This window comes from Geodermatophilus sp. SYSU D01119 (assembly GCF_054049975.1).
Genome location: NZ_JBJGYL010000022.1, coordinates 49,490 through 70,613 on the forward strand (window position 1 = coordinate 49,490; position 21,124 = coordinate 70,613).

Annotated in this window: 20 protein-coding genes, 1 other RNA gene and 1 riboswitch; of the genes, 10 read left to right on the plus strand and 11 right to left on the minus strand. The window is 71.5% G+C overall.

Translation table 11 applies throughout. From position 1 onward, the window contains the following. Nucleotides 1-5 precede the first annotated feature (5 nt). Together ACI79X_RS16635 and ACI79X_RS16640 are read left to right on the plus strand one after the other, a co-directional pair. Nucleotides 6-368: a DoxX family protein gene (locus ACI79X_RS16635; RefSeq protein ID WP_457026526.1), complete on the plus strand. Its 363-nt coding sequence runs from the start codon at nt 6-8 to the stop codon at nt 366-368. Next, complete coding sequence (locus ACI79X_RS16640) at nt 365-1,090, plus strand: PIG-L deacetylase family protein (RefSeq protein ID WP_457026527.1); 726 nt, start codon at nt 365-367, stop codon at nt 1,088-1,090. Before ACI79X_RS16635 ends, ACI79X_RS16640 begins: the two co-directional genes overlap by 4 nt. A gap of 31 nt (nt 1,091-1,121) precedes the next feature. Here the strand turns inward: ACI79X_RS16640 and ACI79X_RS16645 are convergent, their stop codons facing one another. Continuing rightward, the gene (locus ACI79X_RS16645; protein ID WP_457026528.1) at nt 1,122-1,751 is read right to left on the minus strand and encodes a hypothetical protein; all 630 of its coding nucleotides are present in this window, start codon (nt 1,749-1,751) and stop codon (nt 1,122-1,124) included. Nucleotides 1,752-2,004: 253 nt separating this feature from the next. Beyond that, a riboswitch (cyclic di-AMP (ydaO/yuaA leader) is annotated at nt 2,005-2,152 on the minus strand. 228 nt (nt 2,153-2,380) lie between these two features. Here ACI79X_RS16645 and ACI79X_RS16650 point away from each other — a divergent pair. Together ACI79X_RS16650 and rnpB are read left to right on the plus strand one after the other, a co-directional pair. Further along, nucleotides 2,381-4,834, plus strand: a complete 2,454-nt coding sequence (locus ACI79X_RS16650) for a phosphoketolase family protein (RefSeq protein WP_457026529.1) — start codon at nt 2,381-2,383, stop codon at nt 4,832-4,834. A 36-nt stretch (nt 4,835-4,870) separates the two neighbouring features. Then, nucleotides 4,871-5,287: RNase P RNA component class A (gene rnpB, locus ACI79X_RS16655), an RNA gene on the plus strand. 30 nt (nt 5,288-5,317) lie between these two features. Here rnpB and ACI79X_RS16660 read toward each other — a convergent pair. Continuing rightward, entirely contained in the window at nt 5,318-6,412 is a 1,095-nt protein-coding gene (locus tag ACI79X_RS16660) for a site-specific integrase (protein WP_457026530.1), read from the minus strand. A gap of 349 nt (nt 6,413-6,761) precedes the next feature. On the opposite strand from ACI79X_RS16660, the gene ACI79X_RS16665 reads away from it, so the two are divergent. The 3 genes from ACI79X_RS16665 to ACI79X_RS16675 all read left to right on the plus strand — a co-directional run bounded on the left by ACI79X_RS16665 (nt 6,762) and on the right by ACI79X_RS16675 (nt 9,990). Further along, complete coding sequence (locus ACI79X_RS16665) at nt 6,762-8,012, plus strand: hypothetical protein (RefSeq protein ID WP_457026531.1); 1,251 nt, start codon at nt 6,762-6,764, stop codon at nt 8,010-8,012. 388 nt (nt 8,013-8,400) lie between these two features. Continuing rightward, nucleotides 8,401-9,030 carry a hypothetical protein gene (locus tag ACI79X_RS16670; protein WP_457026532.1) on the plus strand — a complete coding sequence of 210 codons (630 nt, stop codon included), beginning with the start codon at nt 8,401-8,403 and terminating at the stop codon, nt 9,028-9,030. 519 nt (nt 9,031-9,549) lie between these two features. Then, entirely contained in the window at nt 9,550-9,990 is a 441-nt protein-coding gene (locus tag ACI79X_RS16675; protein WP_457026533.1) for a hypothetical protein, read from the plus strand. A 671-nt stretch (nt 9,991-10,661) separates the two neighbouring features. Here the strand turns inward: ACI79X_RS16675 and ACI79X_RS16680 are convergent. The 6 genes from ACI79X_RS16680 to ACI79X_RS16705 all read right to left on the minus strand — a co-directional run bounded on the left by ACI79X_RS16680 (nt 10,662) and on the right by ACI79X_RS16705 (nt 15,189). Further along, nucleotides 10,662-11,648 carry an AAA family ATPase gene (locus tag ACI79X_RS16680; RefSeq protein ID WP_457026534.1) on the minus strand — a complete coding sequence of 329 codons (987 nt, stop codon included), beginning with the start codon at nt 11,646-11,648 and terminating at the stop codon, nt 10,662-10,664. A 215-nt stretch (nt 11,649-11,863) separates the two neighbouring features. Continuing rightward, complete coding sequence (locus ACI79X_RS16685; protein ID WP_457026535.1) at nt 11,864-12,451, minus strand: hypothetical protein; 588 nt, start codon at nt 12,449-12,451, stop codon at nt 11,864-11,866. A gap of 121 nt (nt 12,452-12,572) precedes the next feature. Further along, nucleotides 12,573-13,811: a hypothetical protein gene (locus ACI79X_RS16690; protein ID WP_457026536.1), complete on the minus strand. Its 1,239-nt coding sequence runs from the start codon at nt 13,809-13,811 to the stop codon at nt 12,573-12,575. Nucleotides 13,812-13,950: 139 nt separating this feature from the next. Beyond that, the gene (locus ACI79X_RS16695; RefSeq protein WP_457026537.1) at nt 13,951-14,313 is read right to left on the minus strand and encodes a hypothetical protein; all 363 of its coding nucleotides are present in this window, start codon (nt 14,311-14,313) and stop codon (nt 13,951-13,953) included. A gap of 280 nt (nt 14,314-14,593) precedes the next feature. After that, nucleotides 14,594-14,833, minus strand: a complete 240-nt coding sequence (locus ACI79X_RS16700) for a hypothetical protein (RefSeq protein ID WP_457026538.1) — start codon at nt 14,831-14,833, stop codon at nt 14,594-14,596. Between the two features lie 125 nt (nt 14,834-14,958). After that, nucleotides 14,959-15,189, minus strand: coding sequence for a helix-turn-helix domain-containing protein (locus ACI79X_RS16705; RefSeq protein ID WP_457026539.1), 231 nt, complete (start codon nt 15,187-15,189; stop codon nt 14,959-14,961). Between the two features lie 173 nt (nt 15,190-15,362). Between ACI79X_RS16705 and ACI79X_RS16710 the strand changes: the two genes are divergently transcribed. Together ACI79X_RS16710 and ACI79X_RS16715 are read left to right on the plus strand one after the other, a co-directional pair. Next, nucleotides 15,363-15,959, plus strand: a complete 597-nt coding sequence (locus ACI79X_RS16710) for a hypothetical protein (RefSeq protein ID WP_457026540.1) — start codon at nt 15,363-15,365, stop codon at nt 15,957-15,959. Nucleotides 15,960-16,125: 166 nt separating this feature from the next. Beyond that, nucleotides 16,126-16,632: a hypothetical protein gene (locus ACI79X_RS16715; protein WP_457026541.1), complete on the plus strand. Its 507-nt coding sequence runs from the start codon at nt 16,126-16,128 to the stop codon at nt 16,630-16,632. 879 nt (nt 16,633-17,511) lie between these two features. Here the strand turns inward: ACI79X_RS16715 and ACI79X_RS16720 are convergent. From ACI79X_RS16720 to ACI79X_RS16730, 3 genes are all read right to left on the minus strand, one after another. After that, nucleotides 17,512-18,033 carry a site-specific integrase gene (locus ACI79X_RS16720; protein WP_457026542.1) on the minus strand — a complete coding sequence of 174 codons (522 nt, stop codon included), beginning with the start codon at nt 18,031-18,033 and terminating at the stop codon, nt 17,512-17,514. A gap of 101 nt (nt 18,034-18,134) precedes the next feature. Then, entirely contained in the window at nt 18,135-18,275 is a 141-nt protein-coding gene (locus ACI79X_RS16725; RefSeq protein ID WP_457026543.1) for a TetR family transcriptional regulator, read from the minus strand. A gap of 39 nt (nt 18,276-18,314) precedes the next feature. Beyond that, nucleotides 18,315-19,892 carry a methyl-accepting chemotaxis protein gene (locus tag ACI79X_RS16730; RefSeq protein WP_457026544.1) on the minus strand — a complete coding sequence of 526 codons (1,578 nt, stop codon included), beginning with the start codon at nt 19,890-19,892 and terminating at the stop codon, nt 18,315-18,317. Nucleotides 19,893-20,501: 609 nt separating this feature from the next. Here ACI79X_RS16730 and ACI79X_RS16735 point away from each other — a divergent pair. Continuing rightward, nucleotides 20,502-20,741, plus strand: coding sequence for a hypothetical protein (locus ACI79X_RS16735; RefSeq protein ID WP_457026545.1), 240 nt, complete (start codon nt 20,502-20,504; stop codon nt 20,739-20,741). Nucleotides 20,742-21,124 lie beyond the last annotated feature (383 nt).

The following is a 21,124-nucleotide window of genomic DNA, read 5'->3' on the forward strand; positions in this document are numbered from 1 at the left end:
GCGCCATGCGCCTCCCCGCCCCGGCGACCTGGCTGGCCGCCGCCCTCGGCGGATCCGGCGTGCTGCACCTGGTGCGGCCGCGGACCTACGAGTGGCTGGTGCCCCCGGAGCTCGGCGGCGCCCGCTCCTGGGTGCTCGGCAGCGGGGTGGCCGAGGTGGCCACCGCCGCGCTGCTGGCCGCCCCGCCCACCCGCCGGGCCGGGGGCTGGGCCGCGGCCGGGCTGCTGGCGTCGTTCGTGCCGGCGCACCTGCACCACTTCCGGGTGGCGCGGGGGAGGCCGGCGCTGCTGGCCGCGGCCGTCGTCCGGCTGCCCCTGCAGGCGCCGATGATCGGCGCCGCGCTGCGGGTGGCGCGGGGTCGGGCGTGACCTCGCCCGAGCCGTTCCCCTCCGACTGGCAGCGGGCGCTGGTGGTCGTCGCCCACCCCGACGACGTCGAGTACGGGTGCGCGGCCGCCGTCGCCGCGTGGACCGACGCCGGGCGGGACGTCCGGTACGTGCTGGCCACCCGCGGGGAGGCCGGCATCGCCGGGCTGCCGCCGGGGGAGGCGGGGCCGCTGCGCGAGCGGGAGCAGCGGGCGTCCGCGGCGGTGGTCGGCGTCTCGGTGGTCGAGTTCCTCGGGCACCCCGACGGCCGGCTCGTCGAGGGGCTGGAGCTGCGCCGGTCGCTGGCCGCGGCGATCCGCCGGCACCGGCCGGAGCTGGTGGTGACGATGCACTTCGGCGAGACCTGGACGCCGCCGGGCGTGGCCCCGGCCTACTGGAACAGCGCCGACCACCGGGCGCTGGGCCGCTCCGTGATCGACGCGGTGGGCGACGCCGCCAACGAGTGGATCTTCCCCGAGCTCGCCGGGCAGGAGCCGTGGCGGGGCGTGCGCTGGGTCGCGGTCTCCACGCCGGTCGGGGCGACGCACACCGTCGACGTCACCGGCGTCGTCGACCGGGCGGTGGCCTCGCTGGCCGAGCACCGCCGCTACCTCGAGGCGCTGTCCGACGACCCGGTCGAGGAGCAGGCACGGCGACAGGTCGAGATGGCGACGCCGGAGGTGGACGGCCGGCGCGTCACCGGCTTCGCGCTCTACGCCGGCTGAGCGCGCCGGCCGCCTCCCCCTCAGGCGGAGGTCACGGCAGGAAGCTCACGTGGACGTGGTCCATGTGGTTGGCCGTCGGTGACCCGCGGTCGGCCATGGCCTGCCAGCCGGACCCGCCGACCAGCCAGATCCGCTGCTGCCAGATGACGTACTCGACGCGCAGCCGCTCGGCGTTGTCGATGACGTACCTGGCGACCGCGTCCCCCTTCGCCGCGTCGGCGTGGACCATGAAGTCGGCGGCCAGTTCCTGCGTGGGGGAGTGCCCGGGCCGGGTCAGGACGGTGGACACCGCGAAGGCCTGGGCGACCTCCGCGACGGCCGGCCGCACGTGCGGCGCCCAGGCGCTGTAGGCGGTCGACGTCGGGGTCGGTGCGCCGGTGAGGTCCGTCGCGACGGCGGCGACGGCGGTGGCCGCGGTGGCGGCGGGCGCGGGTGCGGCGGCCGGTGCGGGAGCCGCGGCGGGCGCGGGTGCGGCGGCGGGTGCGGCGGTGGGCGCCGGGGCGGCGTCCCCGCGGCCGGACCAGTGCTCGGACCAGCCGCCCCGGTCGTGCCGGTCGCCGTCCCAGGGGCGGTCGGCGGAGGCGGCCGACTGGCCGGCCAGGCAGATCGCGACGGTCGCGGTGCCGACGGTGAGCGTGCGGCGGAAGACGTTTCTGCGCATGACGAGGAGAGCTCCTGTCGTGGGGCCCCGCGCGGTCCCGCCGTCTGCTCGGCAGGCGCCCGTCGCGGGGCAGGGGAGGGCACGGGGTCCGGGACGGCGCGCGGCAGCCCACGGCGGGGCCGGAGCGGAGGCCGGTCGGGGTCCGGATCCCGGAGGCGCGGCGGCCGGCGTCGGTCGCGGGCCGCGGCGTGGGTGTCTGAGGGCGGGGCGCGTCGGGGCAGGCGCCGACGGCGCTCCCCGTGTCGCGGCTCTCCGTTTCTCCCGTGGCCGCCTACCGGGTCAGCTGACGGGTTCGGGCGGGGATGACGCCCTACCCACCTCCCGGGAGGACCGGGCGGTGGGACTCACCCCGGTGACGCGGTGGGTCCCCGGCTCGCGGCCACGTTCGGTGGTCCGCGACTCGGCGGCGTCCGGGCGGATCACCCCGGCTGGGGCGGGAAGGGCCGTCCGGACGGGGCAACCGTAGGGAGGCCCGCCGGACCCGGCAACGGGGACCGGGGAGTTCCGGTGTGCCGGTGCACCTCGTCGCGCGGTGTTCGCCGACCGGACACCCCGGGCCGTCCTGCGGCGCGCCCGGAGGTCCGCCAGGGTGGGGGCGTCGACCGCGACCAGTCCCCGGGAGGACGACGGTGACCGAGGCCAGCACGCGCGAGCAGATCACCGCCCCCGACGGCGCCGGGCCGCTGGGGCAGGAGGAGCTCACCCGCATCCACGCCTGGTGGCGGGCGGCCAACTACCTGTCGGTCGGCCAGATCTACCTCATGGACAACCCGCTGTTGCGCGAGCCGCTGCGCCCGGAGCACGTGAAGCCGCGGCTGCTCGGCCACTGGGGCACCACGCCGGGGCTGAACTTCGTCTACGCGCACCTCAACCGGGCGATCGCCGCGCGCGACCTCGACTGCATGTACGTGATGGGCCCGGGCCACGGCGGTCCGGGTCCGGTTGCGTCGGCCTGGCTGGAGGGGACCTACAGCGAGGTCTACCCCGACGTGTCGCAGGACGAGCCGGGGATGAAGCGGCTGTTCACCCAGTTCAGCTTCCCCGGCGGGATCCCGAGCCACGTCGCGCCCGAGACGCCCGGCTCGATCCACGAGGGCGGCGAGCTCGGCTACGCCCTGGTGCACGCCTACGGCGCCGCCTTCGACAACCCGGACCTCGTCGTCGCCGCCGTCGTGGGGGACGGCGAGGCCGAGACCGGGCCGCTGGCCGCGAGCTGGCACACCACCAAGTTCGTCGACCCGGCCCGCGACGGCGCCGTGCTGCCGATCCTGCACCTGAACGGCTACAAGATCGCCAACCCGACGGTGCTGGCCCGCATCGAGCCCGAGGAGCTCGATGCCCTGCTGCGCGGCTACGGGCACACGCCGTACGTCGTCGAGGGCGACGACCCGGCGCTCATGCACCAGCAGTTCGCCGCGACGCTCGACCGCTGCCTCGACGAGATCGCCGACATCCAGCGGCGGGCCCGGGAGGGCGGCGTGACGGAGCGGCCGCGCTGGCCGATGATCGTGCTCCGCTCGCCCAAGGGGTGGACCGGGCCGGCGGAGGTCGACGGGCACCGCGTCGAGGGCTCGTGGCGCTCGCACCAGGTGCCCTTCGCCAACGCGCGCGAGGACGACGGTCACCGCCGGGTGCTCGAGGAGTGGCTGCGCAGCTACCGCCCCGAGGAGTTGTTCGACGACGCCGGCGCACCCGTGCCGGCCGTGCGCGACCTCCACCCGGAGGGCGACCGCCGGATGAGCGCCAACCCGCACGCCAACGGCGGGCTGCTCCTGCAGCCGCTGCGCATGCCCGCGTTCACCGATTACGCCGTCCCCGTGCCCGAGCCCGGCACCGGCGCGGTCGAGGCCACGCGGGTGCTCGGCCAGTTCCTGCGCGACGTCATGCGCGGCAACCCGCAGACCTTCCGCGTCTTCGCGCCCGACGAGAACAACTCCAACCGGCTCGGCGCGGTGCTCGAGGCCACCGACCGCACGTGGATGGCGCGGCGGGAGCCCGAGGACGACCACCTGGCGCCCGACGGCCGGGTCATGGAGGTGCTCTCGGAGCACCTGTGCCAGGGCTGGCTGGAGGGCTACCTCCTGACCGGCCGGCACGGCTTCTTCTCCTGCTACGAGGCGTTCATCCACGTCGTCGACTCGATGGTCAACCAGCACGCCAAGTGGCTGAAGACCACCAACGACATCCCGTGGCGGCGGCCGGTCGCGTCGCTGAACTACCTGCTCACCTCGCACGTCTGGCGGCAGGACCACAACGGCTTCTCGCACCAGGACCCGGGCTTCATCGACCACGTCGTCAACAAGAAGGCCGACGTCATCCGGGTGTACCTGCCGCCGGACGCCAACACGCTGCTGTCGGTCGCCGACCACTGCCTGCGCACCCGGCAGTACGTGAACGTGATCGTCGCGGGCAAGCAGCCGGCGCTGCAGTACCTCGACATGGACGCCGCCGTCGAGCACTGCACCAAGGGCATCGGCATCTGGCAGTGGGCGAGCACCGATGCCGGCGCCGAGCCCGACGTCGTCCTCGGCTGCGCCGGCGACGTGCCGACGATGGAGACGCTCGCGGCCGCGGAGATCCTCACCTCGGCGTTCCCGGACCTCCGCGTGCGGGTGGTCAACGTCGTCGACCTCATGAGGTTGCAGGACGACCGGGAGCACCCGCACGGGCTCTCCGACGCCGAGTTCGACGCGTACTTCACCACCGACAAGCCGGTCGTGTTCGCCTACCACGGCTACCCGTGGCTGATCCACCGGCTGACCTACCGGCGCACCAACCACGGCAACATCCACGTGCGCGGCTACGTGGAGGAGGGCACGACGACGACGCCGTTCGACATGTGCGTCGTCAACGGCATCGACCGCTACGACCTGGCGATCGACGTGATCGACCGGGTGCCGCGGCTGCGCTCCCGCGGCGCCCACCTGCGCGACCGGCTCCGCGACCGGTTGATCGAGCACCGGCGGTACATCCGCACCCACGGGGAGGACCTGCCGGAGGTGGCGGAGTGGCAGTGGGGCTCGGGCGCGGGGCCGGTCGTCGTCGGCGAGGGCAACCAGCCGCTGCACGAGCCGGACAACTGATCCCGGGGCGACCCGTAGACTGACCGGCACGACGGACGAGTCGGCCGGGCGGTCGCGTCGGCGGGGGAGACCCCGTCGCCGAGGAACGTCCGGGCTCCACAGGGCAGGGTGGTCGTTAACGGCGACCCGGGGTGACCCGCGGGACAGTGCCACAGAGAACAGACCGCCAGCAGCGCCTCTCCGGAGACGCGGCTGGTCAGGGTGAAACGGTGGTGTAAGAGACCACCAGCGCACCGGGTGACCGGTGCGGCTCGGTAAACCCCACCCGGAGCAAGGTCGAGAAGGGACGGCGGGGAACCGTCGTCCTGCGCAGGCGTTCGAGGGCTGCCCGCCCGATGCCTGCGGGTGGACCGCTCGAGCCCGCCGGCAACGGCGGGCCTAGATGGATGACCGCCCATCGGGAGGCCGCGAGGCGCCCGAGGACAGAACCCGGCGTACAGGCCGACTCGTCCGTCGCACCCTCTCTGACCAGCACATACATGGTTAGAGGGGGTGCTCAGTCCGCACGTAGTCCGCAGATCCGCGCATGACCGAGTCGACGGCGGCCCGCGTCCGGTCGTCGGAGTCCGGCCACAGGTGGCTGTAGGTGTCGAGCGTCTCGGCGGCCGACGCGTGGCCCAGCCGTGCCTGGACGGTCTTCACCGACTCGCCGTGCCGGATGAGCAGGCTGGCGTAGAAGTGCCGCAGCGAGTGGAACGTGACGCCGCTGAGGCCGGCCCGCCGCACGGCCGGCCGCCACACGCGGGCGGAGAAGGCCGTCCGGCGGATGGGTGCCCCGAGCTCCGTGGTGAAGACCAGCTCGTCGGTCGGCCACTCCGCCAGGTGGGCCGCCAGGGCGTCGAGGGCGGCCTGGGGGAGCGGGACCACGCGCACCGACGCCTGGGTCTTGGGCGGCGCGAGGTACGGAGCGCGATCGGGGATGGTGACCAGCTGCCGGTCGACGGTGAGCTGGCGGCGGAGGAAGTCGATGCGGTCGACCGTGAGGCCGAAGACCTCGCCCTGCCGGAGGCCGGTGCCGGCGGCCAGCGTGGTGAGCGCCTGGTAGCGGTCGGGCATCGCGTCCGTGAGCGCCTGGACGGCCTCCCAGGACAGCGGCTCGATGCGACCTCGGTGCACCTTCGGCAGCCGGGTGCCCTCGCAGGGCGAGGCGACGATCCGGCGGTCACGGACGGCGGCCTTGAAGACCGCGGCGAGGATGCGGTGGACGACGCCGACGGTGGCCGGCGCGAGGTCGGCCGACAACCGCTTGACGAGCCCCTGGATGTCACTGGGCAGGACCGAGCCGAGGCGCTTGTGCCCGAGCGTCGGGTAGACGTGCCGACGCAGCATCGTCTCGACATGTGCGGCCGTGGTGGGCCGGTGCACCTGGGCAGCGCGCCACTGCTCGGCGTACTCGCGGACCGTCAGCCGGCCGGCCGCAGGGTCGACGTACTGGCCGGTGACCATCGCCGCGGTCATCTCGTCGAGCCACCGCTGGGCGTCGACCTTCCGCTTGAAGTGCCGGGCGTGCTCCCGGCCGGCTGCGTCGCGGAAGCGCGCGCGATGGATGCCGTCCGGGCGGCGGGCGATGCTGGCCACGTCGCACTCCTCGAGTGGGATGGAGCGACCCCGTTGCCGCTCTCGTCCCGGACCTAGCGCTGTCCCATCTCAGTGAGGCCGGCTAAGCGGGATCTGTGGATCCGCGCGGCCCTGTGGAAAGCCTCAGCGAGGCGAGGAACGCCTCTCGACCTTCTCCAGTGCTTCTGCAGTCCGACCTGATGCGTTGACGGACCACCAGGGGAGGGCGGTCCTGGCTCCAGCCGGCTGCGGACGCGACCCACCGGTGCGAATGGCCCCTACGGGGGTGTCGAGGCGTCGGTTGCGGCGATGGCGGGCGGTCGGTCCACGAGACTGCTCATGTCGCTGATCGGCCGCTTGAGGGGTGCTGGTGCCGTACTTCCGGACCGTGGAGGTCTACCCGACGTCCGGGTGGTGGGGCACGCGGTGGCACGAGCACGACCGAGACGGCGATGCCTTCGCGAAGGTCTCGCGCGGCATCTGCGACGCCTACAGCGGCTCTCTAGGCGACCACGCCCTACCGCACACCGTCTCGACCCTGCGCATCTTCATCGACACCGACGGCCGGCTGGTGCGGGTGCCCGCTGATCCGCGCCGGACCGTCGTCGTGTCTCCGTTGTCCACCGACCGCGTGTGGGAAGGCTTCGAGTCGGCCGCCGTGCGGGTCGCTTCGGGCTTCGCGGACCTGGTGCTGGACGCTCAGCACCGGGTGATCCTGGAGGCCGTCCACGCTGCAGTTCGCGGTCTCGCGTCCTTCCGCGGCCTGGACCCGTCCGCCCTGGAAGCCGCGAGCCAGGCGGTCATCGACGCCGGCTTCGTCTTCACCTGGGCAAGCGCGTGGAAGTCCTCGCCCGGACGGCGTTGGCGCGCACGTTGCGTCTTCCGGACGATGCCCGACGGCTTCGGCCGCCTGGTCCTGGAAGTCACCGACGGAGACGGCACGAAGCGCGCCACGTCACCGGAGCAGGTCGCTTTCACGACCGTGGAGGGCTACCGACGTGCGGCAAGGACGCTCCGCTGGTCCGCCGCCGACCGCCTCGAGGTGGTGCCGTGCGTCGACTTCGTCGGCGACGACGCCGGCTTGTGCGCGGTCGCCGTCGACGAGGGAGTGGATGGGGCTCCTCGACTCAAGCTGCTGCAGTCGGCGGGACTGCCGGGTCGGCCGGACGCTGCGATCGAGGAGGCGTCGTCCACCCCGGAACCCAGGGAGCCCGACAGTCGCTCCGCCGTGGGAGACGGGCCTGAGGAGACTGTCCTTTTGGTGGTCCCCGATCCGGCGGAGCGCCGGATCCTGGGCATCGGGGGTGGACCGACCAACGACGTCCCCGAGCTCTACTGGCGGACCCTGCACGATCTCTTTGACCGGCTCGACAGCCCTGAGTGGGCAGGGTGGTGGGCGCCGTCGACCGTCCCGACCCTGCAGGTGTCCTGGTGGGCTGACGTCGCGCAGGACCGATTGTTCGTGCGGCGCGGCAAGGACAAGGTCATCGCCCGGATCGAGCGGACGCCGGCTGGGCTACGTGACGTTGAACCTGTGCAGGCCGCCCGTGACGACCTCAAAGAACTGCTTGCCCTCGTCCAGCGGCGGATGGGCTTGGCCGCTCCGCCCGTCCTCTTCTGACGAGCGGTCGCCCAAGCGGCCAAGTCACTCACCGTCTGGGGTCTCGGAACCCGTCCCAACGAGTTCTCGGACGCCGAGTGCATGAGGTGTGTCCCTCTTGATCTTGCGTGTCTCCAGTGCGAGCTGCGGGGCACTGGGTGGGGCGTGAAGTCGGGTTGCGCGGAGCCTCAAGACGCGTGGCCGAGTCCGCTGATCGGTGAACCGAGGTGTCCCTGAAGGCGGCTTTAGACACGCCTACTCCGGCGCGGACGAACCGGGACCCGGCTTCGGCCGGGTCCGCCCGCCGTACGTCTAGGGCATCTTTAGCTCCAGAGAACGCCGCGCCAGGATCCGGAGATGGAGGACGCCATCTCACGGTCTTGTCGCACCCCGCGGCTAGCGTCAGTCGGTGCCTTCTGACCCCCTCTCCATCCTGGTTGCCGCGAGCGAGGAAGCGCCGCCCTGGACTGACACATGGCAGGCGTGGGGGTCGGTGGTCGCGGCCGGCGCCGCGCTGCTCACCCTCGCCGCAGCCATCGCTGCGGCCGTCGTTGCGTGGGGTCAGCTGAAGGAAGCCCGACGCGTGCGCCGCGAGCAGGCTCAGGCCTACGTCGTCGTCTACGCCCGTTCGCTTGAGCGCATCTCGCAGCACTTCGTCGAGCTGGTCATCGAGAACTTGGGGTCGACGGTGGCTCGCAACGTAGCCGTGACCTCGACACCGTCACTCACTCGAACCAACGGCACCGGTGGCACGCAAGACGTGGCCTTGCCCGCAGCCATACCGGTTCTTGCCCCCCGGCAGCAGTGGAGGACGTTCCTGGACAGCACCGCTGAGCGTCACAGCACCGGGCAACCGCTGAGTCGTCACGACATCCGCGTCACATACGAGGACACGTTCGGAGAGACCCATGAGGAGATGTTTGTGCTGGACTGGGCCTTTTTCTCCGAGCGGATGTTCGCGACGGAGAAAACCGTCCACCATGCGGCCAAGTCGCTAGGTGAGATCACCAGAATCCTCGAGCAGCGGATGAAGCCATGAGCCTCGTCCCAGCCAGCGGCGATCGGCACTCCAGTGCCCGCCGTTCGACCTGCTCCGCTTGACCGCCTTCCCAGCTCATCTGCCGACGATCCCTTCTTCCGCCTCACCGCCGGTTGGTTCGTTGGTCACGCCGACAAGACGGCCACCGCCTACCCACGTGGCCTCGAAGCGTGGGGACGTGGTGCGCGGAGATGGGGGTGCACCCGCTGGCCGCTGAGCGGCACCACGTCGATAGCCGCGACGGTTTGATGGACAACTCTGGGTGCTCGCGGAGTTATGGACTACGGCGTCCATGACGCCCAGGTGCCGTCTGCGTAGGGCGGCTGGGCGATCGAGGCGCCGGCGGGCCGTCGTGGACGACGCAGGGGACCGTAGCGCGCCCCGTCAGCTCGCGGAGCTGTCCCAAAGTGGGCCGCTGAGGGCCATGGGGAGGCCAGCGGCCACCGGGACCCCACGGCATCCTGTGCGGTCTCCGTGTCGTTGGGCGCTGCTGCGACCTTTCATGCGGACACTGACCGCGTGACGAACAAGCCGCTCGCTGACAAGTGGGCCAGCCGTGACTTCCCGATCTTGGTTGAGGTCACCCGGCGAATCGATGAGGGCGAACATTGGGTTGGGGAAGCGGATATCGCTGAGGGCATCAGCCTGCCTGCTGATGAGGTCCGCCGAGGCATCGCCGCGTTGGAACGTCGAGGGCTTGTCACGACCACGGCCACAATGACGTCTTTCTCCGTCGATGACGTCGCGGGCGAGGCATATCTTCTTACCGGACTCCACCCCGACGCTGACGATGCCACCGAACGGCTCGCGAGCCTCCTTCGGCAAGCGGCCAGTCAGACAGACGATCCGGAGGAGAAGAGCCGCTTGCGTAAGGCCGCCAGCGCTATCGGCGACCTAGTCGGAGAGGTCGGTGCGGGCGTCATGACTGCATACATCGGTAGCTTCCTGCCCGGCCAGTAGCCGCTGCCCAGCCGCAGGGCCGCATCTGTCCCTGAGTGGGCCGCTCAGGGACGGCAGCACGCTCTCTGGGGGACACCACCTGGCGGTCAGGACGCGACCCCGGCGCAACATGCCGCTGCGAACCGGGAGTTGGCTCGACAGCACAATGACGGCGTGACGACAGATCCAGCGCCGCGCGAGACAGCGAGGCGCTTGTACGACGAGCACGAGCGAGCGAAGTTCCCCGGTCGATGGCGAGACAAGGAGCCCAGCGGCGTCGACATGGTCATGCTCGACGCAGACGTTGCCGGGGTGGTCTCGTCGTGGCTCAGCGGAGGGCGGCTCGACTCGACCCGTCAGTCGGTCCTGCGGAGCAGACTGCGTGACCTCGACCGCGTGTTGCCAGTCTCGAGCGACAGCAAGGAGCTTCAGCACTGCCAACGGCTCCGAGAGTTGGCCCGCCTAGCTCTGACTGCGGGCGACTGAGCCTTCGACTGTCCCCTAGTGGGCCGCTCAGGGACACCAGCGCCTGGCTCGTCCGGAGGGCGCCAATGTGACGTGCCCCTATTCGTTCTGCACGCAGTGCCGCGAGGACGGCGTCGAGACTCCGGCGGGTGGACGGCGACGCGGACGAGCGGTCATCGTCCAGCAAGGGAAACCGTCCGACCAAAGCGGACGGCGAGTTGAGCTGCTCAGGTGGGCTGCTCGCCCAGCGCCCGGGCAGCCTCGGCGATGTCGCTCGCGATGAGGGTCGAGACGTCGGCCCGGTTGAGGGCGTCGACGCTCCGGCCCTCATCGCGGGTCAGCCGCAGCGCCTGGCGGTTGAGCGCCTGCTCGAACAGGGTGCGGACGAAGCGCGCGTTGCCGGACTCCTGATCCGACGTGAGACCACGGAGGGTGCGGCGGAGCGCCACGTCGGCGCCGGGCTCCAGCACGTACTCGTGCTGAGCCACCACTCCGGCGAAGATGGCCTCGAGCTCGTCGGTCGAGTAGTCGGGGAAGTCGATCTCGCGGGCGAACCTCGAGCGGAGACCGGGATTGGAGGCCAGGAACGCCTTCATCAGCCGGGGATAGCCGGCCACGATCACCACGAGGCGGTGGCGATGGTCCTCCATGCGCTTGAGCAGGACCTCGATCGCCTCGGGCCCGAAGTCCAGCCGACCGTCGCCCTCCGGGGACAGCGAGTAGGCCTCGTCGATGAACAGGACGCCGTCGAGCGCCCGGCGGATCACGCGGTCGGTCTTGATCGCGGTCGCACCGACGTACTGCCCCACCAAAGCGGCTCGGTCGACCTCCACCAGATGGCCCTTCTGCAGCAGGCCGACCGCCCGGTACATCTCGGCCAGGAGCCGCGCCACCGTGGTCTTGCCCGTGCCGGGGTTCCCCAGGAACACCAGGTGCTGGGACGTCGCCGCCTCGGGCAGGCCGTGCGCCTTGCGGCGGGCCTGCACCTGCAGGAAGGCCACCAGTGCCTGGACCTGCTCCTTCACCGCCTCCAGCCCGATCAGCCCGTCGAGTTCCGCCTGGATCACCGGGAGAGGCCGAGCCGGCCCGGGGCGACCGCCGAAGAGGTCGCTCATCAGGTCGTCCACGCTGCGCAGACCGGGCCGGGGAAGCTGATCACCCAGGCGACCGACGGTCTCGCGAAGGTCGTCCAGCGGTCTACGGTTGGACGCCATGCCGCGAGCCTAAGCGCGTCACGGGCAGCAGGCCTTTCATCAGCTCGTCGCAGAAGCGGCAGAGGCCTCAGCCGTCGAATGCATGACAGTGCACGGCCTGGCCGCTCCGAGCGGCGACCGCTGAGGCGTAGCCGACCCCTCGTCGTGAGCTGGCGCAACTGTCTCTGAGCGGCCCACTGAGGGACGCCCTTGCCCGGTCGCTGGCCACAGTCGACTCAGTGGGGGCTGATCCAGGTTTCTACGTCGCACAGACGCTCGAAGAGCGGTAGCGGCTGAGCCAGTTGCGCCTGGGTCAAGGCGTCCTTCGCAGCCGCCGTGATGCACAGGCCCAGCCTTCCCTCGATGACGAAGAGGTCTGAACCGTCCCAAGTGTCGCGTTGTGGGTGCAAGCCTCGGTAGTGAGGCTCGGGGACACCTACTGGACCAAGCGGTCTCATGATGACCTGGATGTTTGAGTAATCCGGAGGGCCGGTGCGGCCGGTGATCGCGAGGCCGGCGTAACCGTTGAGCAGAGCGCCATGCGGGCCCACGCCCGTCACTGGGTAGGACCGCCAGCCAGTGAGCTCATGTCGCTCAAGGATGTCGATCACTTTGGCGGAGACGACGTGCAGAGCCACCGAGTCCGCGAAGAGGATGTCGGCGGGCCGAGCACTGGAGGGCACGCGGAAGGGGATCGGCCCTGTCGGTGTAGCCAAGCCCTGCGAGAGGTCCCGCGCGTCGAGGTCCCCCTCGTAGATCAACGGCTTCCTGGGTCTGGACCAGTCCGGTCCCACGAGGTAGGCGGCAGGGGCGTCCAGGTCCACGTGGGCATTCAACAGCGAGCAGCCACAGAGTGAGCCGCACACGGGTCGTCGGCGCCTGTCACCAGGGCCGCCTTCTGTCCCTAAGCGGCCCACTATGGGACACCGCGCTTAGGACCGCGGGTTAGTCGAGAAGTAGGGGGATGTCTTGCCCGTCTGAGCGCTTGGCTCGGTAGTACTCGTCGTAGGTGACGATGGCGTCGGCGATGTCGGCGCGGGCGGCCTCCAACACCTCAGACTGGGGAGTCCGCCCGTCGGTCCGGAACCAGGCGTCGGGATCAGTCGCGGTCAGCAACCGGCCGGCGCCGAGCTGCTCGACGCGGTACAGCTGCGGATCGGCGGCCAGGCCGCGGAAGCCGGGACCGAGGTACATGACACCGAAGGCGTCGATGATCCGACGGTCATCCATCGGCGCCAGCGCGTGGATCTGGGTCACCGGCGCCGCTGGCGCCGCCGTCCTGGCCCATCCTCGCAGCAGCCACGCAGTCTGAATCGTTGGGGCGTGCGCGGCGCGCATCACGAACGCCGAGGTGATGTGCGGCGTCAGGCGTTCGATCAGCTCGCGGACCCGGGCCACGGTCGACTCCGCCGAGCCGAAGGCCCCCTCGTCGAGCTGAAAGAGCACTCGGTGAGGTCTGTGCTCGAAGCAGACCTGCCGCGCCTCGCCCGGCCAGTCCTCGACGCTCGCCTGGAGGGGCATATTCGTACTGCCCAACGCCAGGCGGGCGGTGGCCTCCCACTGCGCCGGCGCGGTTTGCAGACTGGATAGCCCATGCGTCACGTACCGATCCCCGGTCGCGCCGCTGCCCAATTCCTGGCACCACGCCAGCGCGGTGTCCACGACGGCGGCCCACGCCTCCTCCTGCAGGTCGCTGCGATACCACCCTCGCAGCATGTACGGAGGTCCGGCGGCCCTGCGCTCCTCCCGCCGGCCGAGCGAGCCGGGCCGCCACGGCAGCGTCACCGACACCGCAGTCAGCCGGTGGCCCTCGTGGATGTCTCCCAGCGGACTCCACTTCGTCGGCGCCACGTCGATGCGGGCATCGAGCCCGGCAGCCTGCAGTGTCGCGGACAGATCGGTGACCACCGCCACCAGGCGCTTGGAATCGGCGTAGGTGACCGGGCGTAGCAGGTACACCCCGTCCGGCAGCGCCAGCGGACCCAGCAGTTGCACACCCATCAGCCCCGGAAGCTGACTCAGTCGCGGCTCCGCCTCGGCCACCCACGACTCCAGCAACTCACCCAGCGCACCCGGCGACGAGGCGCTCACCAACAACCACGGCCCATCCTCGTCCCTCAGCGCACGCTTGAGGCGCTTGAAGTCGACCGACACCGCCACGACCAGATTCCCCGCCTTCGCCACCGGACATCACCAGCATGCGATTCCAGTCACGCACGGGCGACCGTCCTCCACCCGGCATCGCCCCAACGGGGTGCAGCCAGGCGAGCGTGTCCCTAAAGCCGCCTTCAGGGACACCTACTGGCTCGGTGCGAGTCGGCGCTCAGGGCGCGACGTAGACGGTGCAGCCGTCGCGGAAGGTGCCGCTGTGCCGGACCAGGCCGGCGCGCACCGCGCGGGACAGCGACGCCGACGCGGCGCCCTGGTCGCACAGCCTGCAGCCGGGCACCTTCGCCTTCCGCGCCGCGGTGCACAGGTCGTGCACGGTCAGCCCGTCGGCGGCCCGGGCCACCAGCGTCGCAGTGCGCAGGTCGACGGTCAGGCCGGCCAGGGACGACACAGGCGAGGCGCCGGTGCGGGAGGCGCGGCGGCGGCCGTCGAGCCCGACGGTGCCGTCGACGTCGGCCAGGCGGCCGGCGTTGCGCAGCGCCTGCAGGTCGGCGATGACGGTGCCCTTGGAGCCCATGCCGGGAATGAGGCGGATCGCCTCAGCGGACAGGCCCGCTGGCGCAGCGGGAGCACCCGCTCGCGGCGCGCCTCCGCCAGCAGCCGGAACTCGAGGTCACCGATCTCAGCGTCGAGGTAGGCCTCCCACGATGGGTGCCCCAGGGCCAGCCAGACGCGGCCGTCCCAGGCGTCGAGCAGGAGGTCGACGGCGACCTCGAGCGTGCGCCGGATCTCCTTGGTCAGCCGGCGGGCGGACAGCTCGTCGAGCTGCCCGGGCGCGGCCAGCTGGGCGACGGCGCTCACGCGGCCATGTCCAAGGGGAGCAGGTAGCCGAGCGCGTACTCGGCGCGCAGCTGCTCGGTGGCCAGGCGGGCGGCGGTGCTGAGGCGGCCGCCGGCGTCGGCGACGTGGGCCGCGGCCTGGTCGTGCGTGAGGACGACCACGAGCGAGGGGTCCTCGGCCTGACCGGCGGTGAGCCCGTGCGGCATGCCGACGACCTCGCCGTCGTCGGTCTGCACGATGACGCCGGCGCGGTGCACCAGGGCGGCGCAGGCTGGCGACGGTGATGCGCGGCGCGGTCGGCCGTGCGACGGTGGCTGTGCTCATGCTCAACTTCTCGGGCAGTATGTCCGAGAAGTTGAGCGGCAGGACTCACCCGTTCGGGTCAGCCAGCCGCGAGCTCCGCCCGGGCGATGAGGTCGGACACGCGGAGGTCGGCGGCCGTGGCGATCGCCTCGAGGTCGCCGACGTCCCAGGCCCGGTCGCCCGACAGCTTGTACGTCGCGGCCGTCGGCTTCATGCCGGTTCGGCGCGCGAGTTCGCGCGCCGACCAGCCGCGCTCCTCGCACAGTTGTCGCACCACCGCCGCCACCGAGGCGACCAACTTTGCGGGCACGGGCATGACCCTAGCGTCGGCAGATCGACGTCACGGCTGCAGTCGAGGACCCCTCCCCTCCCACACGTCACGGACCCGGGTGAACATCCGCAGCCCCCGCTACGCGCATCGGTACGGTCCGGCGCCGGATCTCGACACGGGGGTGGCCCACCATGACTGCACCAAGCCCAGCTGTGCCGACGCCGACGGACGTCACCGCCGCCATGCAGCGGGTGTCCGCGAGCCTCAACGGCAAGGCCCCGGCGCTCACTCGTGACGAGCTGCTCGGGGCCAGAGCCATCCTCTCCAGCGGGACGCCGGCGTCGATGTCGGTGTTCACGCCGGCGCTGCTCGCGCACGCGGTCGCCCGCATCGACGCGCGCCTCCACGCACTCGACACCGGCACCGCCGTCGTCGAGCCCAAGTTCCCCTGGATCGAGAACGTCAAGGGCGGGCTGGCGCTGCTCGCCATGGTGGCCGTCATCGGCGGGATTATCTGGGCGATCGTCGCAGCGGCGACCGGCGACGGGGAGGACGAGGCCCCCACCTCGGAGGGGGCGTACTACGCGTGCGAGCACTTCGTCGGGCTGGTCCTCAAGGCGCCGTCGACGGCCGACTTCACCGGCTACGACGCCGCCCGGATCACCGACGACGGCGGCGACCGGTACACCGTGCGCGGCCAGGTCGACGCCGAGAACAGCTTCGGCGCCATGCTCCGGTCGGACTACAGCTGCACGGTGCGGCACACGGATGAGGGATGGGTCGCCGTCGGCGTGCCCGTCGTCGACTGATCCTCAGCGCCTGCGAGGCCAACGACGGGGAGCCCCCGCTCCCACCGGTGAGGTGGTGAGCGGGGGCTCTTCGCTGCCGGGAACCAACCGGCGAACCGCACGCCTCCACAGGCGGTGCACAGTGTGAACAGCGTGACCGACAGTTCCGTCGTGGCAGGCTGAGTGCGTGAACGCGGGGGAGTGGGTCGGCCTCGGGCTGCAGCTTCTCGGCACGGTCACCGCCGCGTGGGCGGCGTTCGACATGCACAGGAAGAACGACGGGGAGGAGATCGTCCCTGGCCTCAGGCGGGCCGTCGCTGCGGTGCGCCGCCTGTTCCGTCGACCGCAAGTCGTCTACATGGACGGCATCGCCTCAGCCCGGGCGACGGCTCACGCGCCGACCGTCTACGTCATCACGCCGGCCGCCGAGGATGCCCCGCTCGCTGAGCAGGTCCGCTACCTGCGGACGCGGCTGGCGCAGGTGGAGGACCACCTCGACCGGACGAAGACCAGGTTGGCGGACGCCGACCGCGGCATCGTCGACCAGGTCCGGGAGACCGAGGAACGCCTCGACGGGCAAGTGACCGCGCTGGCGGGGCGGGTGACCAGCAACGCCACAGACGGGGTGCGGCTCGAACTGTTCGGTCTCCTGGTGGCAGGCGTCGGGTCCGTCATCAGCACCGTCGCCGGCTGAGGGCTTCCCCCTCGAGGTCAGGTGCTGGGGAGCCAGCGCCGCTCGATGAGCAGGTTGGCCAGGTCCCCGGGGGTGACCTCGAAGCAGGCGCGGCCGTCGCTCGGTGAAGCCGACGTACGGGCCCAGGACGTTCATAGACCCGGGCGGTGCTGCTGCTCTCGCCACTCGGTGAAGGGCCGGCCCCACACCAGTAGCTCGACATCTGCTGCGAGCGTCCGGTGCAGATCATCAAGCAGCGCCCACTCGTGCCGGGCCAAGTCTCGGTCCGCGCGGGCCGCCCACTCCGTGGGCGGTTCGCCCCCGACCTGTCGCATGGCGAGGTCTTCCCACCGGTGGGCCCACTCCGCCATGCGTTGGCGCAGTTCGGGCGGGAGACCGAGCCGTTCCACGATGGGAACATGCCGTCCTCCGAGAGGGACGAGACCTGCACCAGGAGACGCGTCGACTAGGGGGAGCTTGAAACCGTAGTCCATTTCCCACGACACGACGGTCACTGGACGGGACGGATCCTCCGCCTCCGGTGAAGCGCAATCCGTTCGTCGCCGCGCCTGTCGCCTCGTCACGAGGGCACTGTGGCAGCAGGTCAGCTCGCCGTCGTCTGCCATACGGGTGACAAGGCGCCGTCCCGCTGCGCTGGTGTCCCATCGGCCGCCTTCAGGGACACCTGCACCTAGCTGCTGTCGAGCCACCCAAACCTGGCGCTAGTCCGCACCAAGTCCGCAGAAGGCCCACGGACAGCCCAATACGGCAAGCGACAGTCAACGGTGAATGCGCAGGTCAGAGCCCCAATCAAGCCTCAGCCAACAGTGATCAACATCCCCGGATCCGTCCCCGGCGTACAGGCCGACTCGTCCGTCGCCCCCCGCTTGACCTGCGCTTTCAGGTTCGGCGGGGGTCCCCGTTCCTCAGATGTTCCTCAGCCGCGGGAGCCAGCACGGCGTCCACCGCGGCCCGGGTCCGGTCGTCGGAGTCCGGCCACAGGTGGCTGTAGGTGTCGAGCGTCTCGGCGGCGCTCGCGTGGCCGAGCCGGGCCTGGACGGTCTTGATCGACTCGCCGTGCCGGATGAGCAGGCTGGCGTAGAAGTGCCGGAGGCCGTGGAAGGTCACGCTGTCGTCCAGGCCGGCCGCCCGGACCGCCGGGCGCCACACGCTGGCGGAGAAGGCGGTCCGGCGGATCGGGCTGCCGAGGTCGGTGGTGAACACGAAGCCGTCGCTCGGCCACTGCGCGAGGTGGGCTGCGAGGGCGTCGACGACGACCTGGGGGAGGGGCACCACGCGGACCGATGCCTGGGTCTTGGGCGGTGCCAGGTAGGGCGGGCGGTCGGGCATGGTGACCAGCTGCCGGTCGACCGTCAGCTGCCGGCGGAGGAAGTCGGTGCGGTCGACCGTGAGACCGGACATCTCGCCCTACCGGAGCCCCTGCCCGCCGCGAGGGTGACCAACGCCCGGTACCTCTCCGGCATGGCCTCGGTCAGGGCCTCCACCGCCTCGAGCGTCATCCGTCAATGGGTTGCCGATGGAACTCTGGCAGCACTCGGGCGCTGGCAGCCAATGGCGCTGACCGTCACCGTGTCGTAGCCGTGTTCCGCGAAGAGCTGCCGCGCCGCCTCCAGGATGCGGGCTCGCGTCGAGGCCTTCCGCATGTCGCGTGGCGTCACACGGCGCACAGCTGGGCGCCGGAATCAGACCTTGAACTGGCCGACCAGCTGCTCGAGCGCCCCGGCCATGCTCGACAACTTCTCGGCCGCCTGCGCGGTCGTCGCAGCGCCCGCCGTGGTGGTCTCCGCGGCTCGGGCGACACCGGTGACGTTGTCGGCGATCTGGACGGAGCCGACGGCGGCATCGGAGACGTTGCGGTTCATCTCGGTCGTCGTGGCCGACTGCTCCTCCACCGCCGAGGCGATGGTGGTCTGGAAGTTGTCGATCTGGGCGATGATCTCCGAGATCCGGCTGATGGCGGAGACCGCGCCGGTGGTGTCGGCCTGGATGGCCGCCACCTTGTGGGCGATCTCCTCGGTGGCCTTGCTGGTCTCCTGAGCCAGCTCTTTGACCTCGTTGGCGACGACCGCGAAGCCCTTGCCGGCCTCACCGGCGCGGGCGGCCTCGATGGTGGCGTTGAGCGCCAGCAGGTTGGTCTGCTCGGCGATCGAGGTGATCACCTTGACGACGTTGCCGATCTCCGCCGACGACTCCCCGAGCTTGGCCACGGTCGCGGTGGTCTGGTCGGCCACCGAGACCGCCTGCTGCGCCACCCGGGCCGCCTCGCTGGCGTTGCTGGCGATCTCGGAGATCGACGCGCCCATCTCCTCGCCCGCCGCGGCGACCGTCTGGACGTTGCCGCTGATCTGGGCCGCCGCGGCGGCCACCAGGCCGGCCTGGGTCGAGGACTCCTGGGCGCTGAGGCTGATCTGCTTGCCGGCGGTGACCAGCTCCTCCGACGCGCCGGTCAGGGCGCTGACGTTGCCGCCGATGTCCCGGACGGTGTTCGCGATCTTCTCGACGAAGCGATTGAAGTTGCGCCCCAGCGCACCTAGCTCGTCCTGGCGGGCCTCGTCGACCCGCTGCGTCAGGTCGCCGTCGCCGTCGGCGATGTCGGCCAGCCGGTCGGTCATCGTCCGGATCGGACGGACGATCGAGCGGGTCATGAGGACGGCGATGCCGAACAGGAGCACCAGGCCCACGACCAGTCCGGTCACGACGACGGTCTGCGTCGTCCGGGCGGCGGCGTCGGACTCGGCGCCACGCACGTCCAGCAGTCCGCGCTCCTCCTCGTCCATGGCGGTCAGGAGGCCTCGGATCTCGTCCATGACGGCCTTGCCGCGGTCGGTGCGCACGATGGCGATCGCCGTCTCCGGACCCTGGGCACGCCGGACGTCGATCGTCTCCTGCATCTCGGCGAACTTCTGGTCCACCAGGCCGCGCAGTTCCTCGGCGCGCTCCTGCTGGCGGGGGTTGTCACTGGTCAGCTCTGCGAAGGCGTCGATCTCGCCCTGCACCCGCCCCTGGGCGTCCGTGTACGGCGCCAGGTAACTGTCGACCCCGGTCAGCAGGAAGCCGCGCTGCCCCGTCTCACCGTCCTTGAGCGTGCTCTCGATGGTCGAGACAGCGGCCAGCACCTGGTAGGTGTGCGTGACCATGTGACTGGTGTCGCGCATCGTGCCGGTGTTCCGGTAGGCGATGAAGCCGACCACCGCGAGCAGCACGAGCGCCGCCCCGAAGCCGGCCATCAGCCGACGGCCGATCGTCCAGGTGGAGCTCATGGGTCCTCCGATGACGGAGCGGGGTGATCCCGCAGGCGGCTCGAGACCTTGCGGTCATCGGCGGGCCGCCCCCGGTTCTCCACTCGAACGGGCACCGGCGGGCGGCCACCACCGCAGGCATCAGCAGATGAGCCAGCGGCCGGCGAGAGGCGGGTCGTTCCACCGCCACGGCGCCCTGCAGTGATCACTGCCCGGCGAGTCCAGCGCTTCGTACGGCTCGCAGACCCCCGCCGCCCATCCCGCAGGGGCGCGGAGCGCCCTTCGGGCGACCCGTCGCAGCCGACATCCTGGACCGGCTGTGGAGCGGCGCCGTCGTCCCGACACGGTCGGGGTGGGTTGACCGCGCGTGCGCCCTCAGTCCGCACCCAGTTCGCAGATGGTCCGCGATCCAGCAGGATGTGGTCGATCCCCACCAGTAGCGATCAACGGTGAGCCGGCAGGTCAACCGCCATGTGCGTCGACTTCCACGACCGATCCAGCACCGGCGGACCGTGCCCGGCGTACGGGCCGACTCGTCCGTCGTCCCTGACGACCCTGCTGCTCCGGGCCTGGCGGGTGCTCCATCGGCGCCAGGTGTTGCGCCGGCACCCCGGGGAGGAGGCTCGCCCGATGGACATCACCACCGTCAACGACCGGCACCTCTACCAGGCCCGGGTCGTGGTCCAGGATCCGGCGGACCCGTCCCGTCAGCTGGAGCTCGTGCGGAGGGTCGTCCGGTTCGGGCCCGTCGGCTGGCTGACGGTGATGGCGGCCTCGACCGAGGACGCCGAGATCGAGCTGTACCCGACCGCCCGGGTCCTGGCGGTCACCGACCTCCGTGAGGTCGGGGTGCCCGGGACCACCGGGTGACGACGCCGGTCACCAGCGGAGCGGATCGGTGAGCCGGGACTGCGCCGTGCGGCACACCCGGCAGTTCCCCCACAGGCCGATCGCGCGCGGAGAGGTGGGACGGCCGCACTCCGGGCACTCGACGGCCTGGTGCGACGGGATCTGGGCGTCGGTGAGCTGGGCGGCCGCTTCCCCGTCGGTCGTCCCCTCACCTCGGGCAGGGGAGTCGAGACCGGCGTCGGCGTCGCGTCCACGGTCTGTGGCGATGGGGCCTCCTCGTTCCGCACCGACGCTACCCGTCGCCGTCCGTCGCACGGCGGTCCCGGGCGCGCGGGTCCGCCCTCGGAGTGAGGCCGCGTCGTCCGCGCCGGTACTCGTGGATCGACCGATGAGTCGCCGCAGCG